The sequence below is a fragment of the Rhodococcus sp. EPR-157 genome (genome assembly GCF_001647195.1).
Taxonomy (GTDB): Bacteria; Actinomycetota; Actinomycetes; order Mycobacteriales; family Mycobacteriaceae; genus Rhodococcoides.
In genome coordinates, this window is the sequence record NZ_LVCV01000399.1 from 1 (window position 1) to 1,396 (window position 1,396).

The 1,396-nt window shown below is 63.6% G+C and carries 2 protein-coding genes and 1 pseudogene; 1 reads left to right on the forward strand and 2 read right to left on the reverse strand.

Annotation, left to right across the window (positions count from 1 at the left end; genetic code table 11):
- Window positions 1–200 precede the first annotated feature (200 nt).
- Window positions 201–422 (forward strand): DUF6480 family protein, encoded by a 222-nt coding sequence (locus tag A2J03_RS18405; protein WP_068376722.1) that lies wholly within the window; start codon window positions 201–203, stop codon window positions 420–422.
- Window positions 423–467: 45 nt separating this feature from the next.
- On the opposite strand, the pseudogene A2J03_RS30055 reads toward A2J03_RS18405, so the two are convergent.
- Both A2J03_RS30055 and A2J03_RS18410 read right to left on the reverse strand, forming a co-directional pair.
- Window positions 468–794, reverse strand: a pseudogene (locus A2J03_RS30055) (HNH endonuclease); the annotation flags it as partial.
- Between the two features lie 66 nt (window positions 795–860).
- The coding region (locus A2J03_RS18410; protein ID WP_231912598.1) for a 2-oxo-4-hydroxy-4-carboxy-5-ureidoimidazoline decarboxylase at window positions 861–1,396 on the reverse strand (536 nt) is incomplete at its 5' end.

The following is a 1,396-nucleotide window of genomic DNA, read 5'->3' on the forward strand; positions in this document are numbered from 1 at the left end:
CACGCCCGCTGCCGCGGTGTTGTGGCTGGTGGTGGTACCTGCCGCATTCCCTGTATCGAACATACGTTCGAGACTATCGGGCCCCACCGACAGGTTTTCCGGCGTCGAAATCCAGTGTCGACGTGATGGAAATCGGTGGCACGTTCATCCGGTGACCGAGGACTCGATTGAGCGAGCCGCCACCGGGTACCCGAGTTCTCATGACTGCCCAGAACCCCGAACCCAATGACACTGCCGGCCTCGAAGCCGGTGGCGGAGTCACGCCCGGGGACACTCCACCCGCGGAGACGAGCGTTGGTGGACCGCAGCACGAACCACCGCAGCGGGGACTTGCGCTACCGATCGTGTTCCTTGGTTTGATCGGCTTGATCGTGGTGGTCATCGTCCTCGGACTGATCGGCAGGATGGTCGGGCTCTTCTGACGTCTGGTCCCTCGATTGGGCTCGACACACCTGGTCTGCTGCGAGAAGAGTCGGCAGGATCGTCGCGTGACGTAGAAGGAACGTGCGCTCATCGAGCTTCTTGCGTCGGAGCCACCCGGTGACTTCGCTGTTGTGTTTGCTTGCGTTGCATGACGAACATGCAGGCACCACGTTCTCGAGGGTGTAGCGGCCGCCACGAGAAACGGGAGTGATGCAGTCGCGCTGCAGTGCCGGACTAGTCTCCTGGCAATAGGCGCACCCTCCCCAGGCGGCGACAAGGTCGGCCCACTGCGAGGCGGTGAGGTCGTTGTCTACACGGGCGAGCCGTCGTTGCCGCCGTTTCGCGTACCGCGCGCGAGCTGCTGTCGGCAGCGTGGCGGTTGGGAACTTGCGGCGAGGGTGCACCCCTTGACGGTACTTCGCGCACTCAGGAACAGATCAGTACATCGGCCAACCCTCTTCCGGGCCGAGGACGCGTTCGATGCGGGTTCGATTGACCTTCGCGAGCTCGTCGCGCATCACCTTGCGCTCGGTTTCGTGACTGTTGTCGAGCCGATGGCCGACGTCGATGAGAACTTCGCGGGGCTCGTCACCGCCACCGGGGAGGGCCGCCGAGCAGACGATGTATCCGTAGCCGAACCGCTCGATGTACATCCGGCAGGCGTCGATGAACACGCTCTGTGTGGCTACGTCCATTCCCGCACACGTCCGTCCGACCGGCCGGTGCGTCGAAGCGATATGGTCGATGTCTGCGTCCGACAGTTCCCCGAGTTCTGCGTCCGCGCGCGAGAACAGTTCCGCGTGCGATCGGTAGGGACGAGCGTCGGCAACTCGCGACGCCCACGTGTGCGAGCAGCAGCATTCGTAGAGTGCGTGCACCGCCTTGCGACGCGGCAGGTCGTTGAACGTCTCCAGCCCGAGTCCTTGGTGCATCATCATGATAGGAATCATGGGCCGCTCGAGGCGTGAACTCC